This is a genomic window from Longimicrobium sp. (genome assembly GCF_048594345.1).
Taxonomy (GTDB): domain Bacteria; phylum Gemmatimonadota; class Gemmatimonadetes; order Longimicrobiales; family Longimicrobiaceae; genus Longimicrobium.
On the sequence record NZ_JBMDXM010000200.1, the window covers coordinates 1 to 5,946 of the forward strand.

Below are 5,946 nucleotides of genomic sequence, written 5' to 3' on the forward strand. Positions count from 1 at the left end.
CTCTCCCCCGCTGTCGCGGGAGAAAGGGGAGAACTTCGATCCCGCTACGACCATCTTTTGGCCGTTCTCCCTCCCCCACGCAGTTTGTGGGGGAGGGCCGGGGAGGGGGGCGCCCACCATCCCGCTCCACCCTCTCCGCAGCACCCGGTGCCCTGCCCTACATCCAACCTCCCCCGGCAGTTTCGGGGGAGGTGCGAGCCTAAGCGAGCGGAGGGGCGCGCCCCGCAGCACCCGGCAAATTGCCCGCCGTCAGTCTCCGACCAGAAACCAGTCCTCGGGCTCCACCGACCACTCGCCCACGTCCGGCTCCTCGCGGTGAAACAGGCCGCGGAACGACTCGCCAAAGCCGCGGCGGCGCACCAGCACCACCGCCGTCTCGACTGGTCCGTGGCCGAAGCCCTCCAGGTACATGAACGCCATGTCCCCCAGCCGCTCCGGTCGCGGCAGCGACACCAGCTTGCCCCCGACCTCCGCCTGCACCTCTTTCATGCGATCGAACTGCGCCAGCGTCAGCTCTATCTCGACGAACACGTCGCCGTCGACATCCCACCCGCCCTCGTCCAGCGGCTCGCCGGAACGGTAGAACAGCGGATCGAACGGTAGGCCTTCACGCCGCTTGAAGTTCTCGTCCGCGGCGTAATCGAACTCCTCGAGCGCATCCTCGCCCGCGGTGCTCTCGCGGTGGTGCCGCACCTCGTGCACCACCGTCTCGTGCAGCTCGCCCTCCCAGTCGAACTCCGGATCCAGCTCCGCCAGCGCCACGAACGAGCCGTAGTACAGGTGTACGCCGGAGCGCAGCGTCTCGGGCGTCTCCATCCCCAGGTCCAGCTCGCCCGTGGCGCACTCGCCCAGCGTGTAGACCTCCGGCAGCTCCGGGTGCGGCACCGCTTCTTCGCTGACGGCTACGTACTCTACCCCACCGCGCAGCTCGGGCGGAATGGCGTCGAAGATCTCGTGCGCGCGGTGCTCGAACTCGGCAAAGGTCATGGTGCGGTCGTCAGGACGGGAGAAGTTCGGTTGATGAGGATACGCGCCGCCGCCAGCGCCGCGCCCACGGCGATCCCCAGCGCCCACGAGCGCGGATCGCGCCACACCACCAGCTTGTACCACGTGGCTTCCGCCGCCAGCGCGAGCACCAGCAGCTGAAGGCGTGTGGAGCGCGTGGTGAGCGCGGCGTACGCGTAAAACAGCATGTGCCCGCTGAACGGCACCGGCAGCAGCGCACCAAAGCGGACGGCGCCGAGTACCGTCGCGACTGCATCCACCACCAGCGCAGCGGGCCGGTCCGCCTCGATGCGCCCGACGCGTACCCACGCCCACGCGAAGAACGCGACAAAGAACGGCGCGATGTAGAACAGCAGAAACCGGCGCGCCGATCCATTCACCCCCACCGCCGCCGCCGCGAACAGCAGCGGGACCACGACGCCCCCCGCCACCAGCGCGCGGCGAAGCGGATCGCGGTGTTCGATGATCACCCTGCGGAGCGCATCCAATCGATCGCCTCCTCAAGTAGAATCAGCGGGTGGAGGACGCTGCGACTCACATCGAACTGCGTCCGCCGGCACCAACGCGAGCTTTTGGGCACTGCGAACCACATCGAACTGCGTCCGCCGGCGCCCCCGCGAGCTTTGGGCGCTGCGAAAGACATCGAACTGCGTCCGCTGGCGCCCCCCCTCTCCCGGCCTCTCCCCCCCGAACTGCAGGGGGGAGAGGAGAACTTCGATCCCGCTCCGGAAGGTGCGTCGCACCTCCCTCCCCGCGCAGTTTGCGGGGGGAGGGCTGGGGAGGGGGGCGGCCCACCATCCCGCGCCACCCTATCCGAACCGCTCAAAGCTCTGCCCCACACCCAACCTCCCCCGGCAGTTTTGGGGGAGGTGGGCGAGTGGTGCTCGCCCGGCGGGGGCCTGCGCCGGACCCGCCGAAGCACCCCGCATTTACGCACTTCCCCGTCAGGCACACGAAGGGCGCGGAGCCGGCCGGCCCGCGCCCTTCGCCCGTACGTCCGGCCCGACGGTCAGTCCAGCTCGTCGATGCCGTTGATGATCTTGCCCACCAGGCCGTACTCCTTGGCCGAGTTCACGTCAAGCCAGAAGTTGCGGTGCGTATCGTTCTCGATGCGCTCGAAGGGCTGCCCCGTTTCGCGCGCAAAGATGCGGTTGATGCGCTCGCGCATGCGGATGATCTCGTGCGCCTCGATGGCGATGTCCGCCGCCGTGCCTCCCGTGCCGCCGGCCGGCTGGTGCAGCAGAAAGCGGGTGTTAGGGAGCGCGTAGCGGTCTTCCAGCGGCGCCGCCACGTAGATCAGCGCGCCGGCGCTGGCCACCCACCCCGTGCCGATCATCCGCACCCGGGGCTTGATGAAGCGGATCACGTCGTGGATGGTGTCACCCGACTCAACGTGCCCGCCCTGCGAATTGACGAAGATGTTGATGGGCTTGTCGCTGTCCGCCGACATGGCCAGCAGTTGGCCGATGACGTTGGAAACCAGCTGCTGGTCGATCCCGCCGCTGATGATGAGCGTCCGCGATTTGAACAGGCGGTCGCGAATGCCGTCGGTCAGCGCGTTGGGCGGCGCCTTCTGGTCGTCCCCCGGCTGCTTCTCGTCGTCGTCGTGTTCCTCGTCCTGGTTCCTCATCCCGTAATCCCCCTGATGGTCTGGCGCATCCCTTTGATCGCCGTAGGGTAGCAGCCTGCCGCCCCCCGCGAAAGGGCTTGCGCGCCTCGCGCGCCGGGGCGCCACAGCCGCACGCCCCCGCTCCCGGGTGTGAGCCCGTCGCGAAAACCAGACCATGGACGCTGCGTGCGAAGAATCCAGTTCCCGGCTAGACTGAGTGGACTCGCGCGTATGCGCAGCGCGCTGGACGGATCGTTCAAAGATGAGAACAGCCTCCATGAAAGATGCACGGGTTGTAGTGATCAGCAGCACCGCGCGCGACCTGCCGGAGTACCGCAAGCAGGTGATGGACGCGTGTCACCGCTCCGACATGGTTCCGCGGATGATGGAGCACCTGCCCGCCATGGCGGCCGACGCCATCCAGGCCTCGCTCGACCTGGTGAATCAGGCGGACGTGTACATCGGCGTGTTCGCGCAGCGGTACGGCCATGTGCCTGAGGGACATGACATCTCCATCACGCAGATGGAATACGAGCGGGCGATCGAACGCGGCATCCCCCGCCTCATCTTCCTGATGCACGACGACGTCCCCGTCACCGTCGCCGACATCGATTTTGAGAACAAGCCCAGGCTGGACGCGCTGAAGAGGCGCCTTACGCTGGAGCAGGTCGTCGCGTTCTTCAGGAATCCAGATGATCTTCGCGCGCTCGTGCTCCAGAGCCTGGGCGCGCTCCAGAAGCAGCTGGACGCCGTCCGCACGGACGAGGCGGGACGGCCGACGCCCGCCGCGCTCGCCCAGAGCCTTCACTACATCTCCGAGATCCCGCAGCCGCCCGAGCCGTACATCGCGCATCCGTACACGCTGCTCCAGGTGCGCCGTCTCGTCGGGCGCAAAGACGAGATGGAGCTGCTGACGGACTGGGTGACGGGCAAGCGGTTCACCGACGTCCGGATCTTCAGCGTCGTCGCCATTGGCGGAATGGGGAAGTCGGCGCTGACGTGGACCTGGTTCAACGAGGTCGCGCCGCAGGAGATGTCGCCGCTGGCCGGCCGGCTATGGTGGAGCTTCTACGAATCCGACGCGCGGTTCGAAAACTTTGTAACGCGCGCCCTGGCGTACGTAAGTCGCCGTCCGCTGGACGAAGTGAAGCAACTGCCCGTTCCGGAGCAGGAAGACCTGTTACTCCGGCATCTGGACCGGGAGCCCTTCCTCATCGTCCTCGACGGGCTGGAACGCATCCTTACCGCATACGCCCGCCTTGACGCGGCGTACCTCCGCGATGAAGGCGCGCTTGACGAGGCGACGGCAAACCGGGTTGCCGGAGTCTTGGGACTTCCGGAGAGTGCTGGGCAATCGTTTGTGGGCAAACATAAACTCCGAATGACGGCAGCCCCCCGTGCAGGGCGCTTCCTGCGTAAACTCTCGCGTGTTCGTGCGTCACGTATTCTCATTAGCACCCGTCTCTATCCAGCAGACCTGCAAGCTCCCGGGGGAAAGCCGTCGCCGTATTGCTTTGCGCTTTTTCTGACAGGATTGAGTGATCAGGACGCGCTTGCGTTGTGGCGGGCGTACGGTGCAAGGGGCTCACGGGAGGTAATGCTGCCTGTCTTTCGTACGTTCGACAAGCACCCGCTCCTCCTCCAATTGCTTGCCTACGAGGTAGCTGAGTTTCGTGAAGCCCCAGGCGATTTTGATAACTGGAGCATCGCTAACCCTGACTTTAATCCGTTTGGGATGGAATTGGCGAACGTACAATCACATGTACTACAACACTCGATGCGCGGGCTCGCTCCGGCCGAACTCCGAACGCTTCACGTAATCGCAGGCTTCCGCATGCCGGCGAGTATGCAAACGCTCAAAGCGTTGTTGCTCTCCTCAGACAAATCGGAAAGCGTGGTTCAACAGCCATTCACAACGTTAGGTGATCTTGACCGTACCCTCACGATCCTTGAAGATCGAGGGCTACTCGGTTGGGATCGTCGCTCTAATCGGTACGACCTGCACCCGATCGTCCGCGGCGTGGTGTGGACATCCCTAGACGACGGCAAGCGTATAGATCTTTATGGCACCATGCGTGCTCATTTTGAGGCAATACCGCCAGTTGCGGATTCCGACGTAGAGAGCTTGAACGACGTGACCCCTACGATCGAGCTCTTCCACGCCTTGATTCGACTGAATTTGTATGATGATGCTTTCCTCGTGTACAAGGAGCGGCTCCACAAGGTCACCTCCTTCCGCCTAGGTGCTGGATCCGTTCGAGTACAAATCCTACAAGAACTGTTTCCGAACGGGCCCGAATCACCATCGCAGCTAACCTCCAACGTATACAGGACCTTCGCCCTGAATGCGCTAGCGCTAGCGTACGATCATATTGGGCAGCCACATACAGCCGCGTCGATATTGCAGGCACTCATCAAACATCCGGCTCGCAGCAATGAAGACGGTACTTACCGCGTAAATCTTTCGAGGGCATTATACTCTGCTGGACACCTAAGGGAAGCGGAGACTTTAGCTCGCGCCGCCCTGGTCATTGCCCGAGCATATCCTAGCTCGTTTAGCGAAGCCGTAACGTTGCAGGAGCTTGCCTTCATGTCAGGTGGACGTGGAAACTGGAATCTCTCGAAGGTTGCATTCGAGCGTTCGGAAAGGGTGTTTGAACGCTTGGAATGGCATATGGATCCGTATCGCTTTTCCGGCCGGATCCACTTCTTTAGGGGACAAGTAGAACTGTGGCATGGGAACGCCGAGAATACCAAGGAAATGGCTGATAAGGCATTGAGGAACGCAGAGCGTCGTCGTTACGAAGTAGATTTCATTCGTTCCGCTCGACTGTTAGGTACCGCCGCACTGCACCTGGATCACTACGCCACGGCTGCTGAACAACTCCATTACACCCTTCGTCGAGCGCGTTCTGTCTCTTTAGTGGAGGAAGAGCTTCCCACCCTCGTAGCGCTTGCGGAGTTGCACCGTCAACAAGGTGAGTATCCGCGGGCTCGAACAATGCTCGAGGATGTGTGGGATGCCGCGGAGCGCGGCCCCTACCCCCTCTTCCACGCCGACGCGCTGAACGTGCTCGCGCAGATCGAGCGGGACGTGGGGAATACGGAGGCAGCCGTGGATGCCGCAACAAAGGCGTACCGGCTGGCGTGGTGCGACGGGCCGCCGTTCGCATACCACTGGGGGCTGGAGAAGGCGAAGGCGCACCTCGCGGCGCTCGGCGCGCCGGAGCCGGAGATGCCGCCGTTCGACGAGTCGCAGCACGAGCCCATGCCGGAGGTGGAGATCAATCCACCCGACGAGTTCGGCGGCGGTGACGAGGTAGACGCGGACG

The 5,946-nt window shown here is 64.0% G+C and carries 4 protein-coding genes; 1 reads left to right on the forward strand and 3 read right to left on the reverse strand.

What is annotated here, in order from left to right; translation table 11 throughout:
• Positions 1-249: 249 nt before the first annotated feature.
• From ACOJUJ_RS21965 to ACOJUJ_RS21975, 3 genes are all read right to left on the reverse strand, one after another.
• The gene (locus tag ACOJUJ_RS21965) at positions 250-987 is read right to left on the reverse strand and encodes a hypothetical protein (RefSeq protein ID WP_420129060.1); all 738 of its coding nucleotides are present in this window, start codon (positions 985-987) and stop codon (positions 250-252) included.
• Positions 984-1,475 (reverse strand): hypothetical protein, encoded by a 492-nt coding sequence (locus ACOJUJ_RS21970; RefSeq protein WP_420129061.1) that lies wholly within the window; start codon positions 1,473-1,475, stop codon positions 984-986. Before ACOJUJ_RS21970 ends, ACOJUJ_RS21965 begins: the two co-directional genes overlap by 4 nt.
• 539 nt (positions 1,476-2,014) lie before the next feature.
• Positions 2,015-2,635, reverse strand: a complete 621-nt coding sequence (locus tag ACOJUJ_RS21975) for an ATP-dependent Clp protease proteolytic subunit (RefSeq protein WP_420129062.1) — start codon at positions 2,633-2,635, stop codon at positions 2,015-2,017.
• Positions 2,636-2,876: 241 nt separating this feature from the next.
• On the opposite strand from ACOJUJ_RS21975, the gene ACOJUJ_RS21980 reads away from it, so the two are divergent.
• Positions 2,877-5,946 (forward strand): DUF4062 domain-containing protein (locus ACOJUJ_RS21980; protein WP_420129063.1); only part of this gene is annotated, 3,070 nt, incomplete at its 3' end.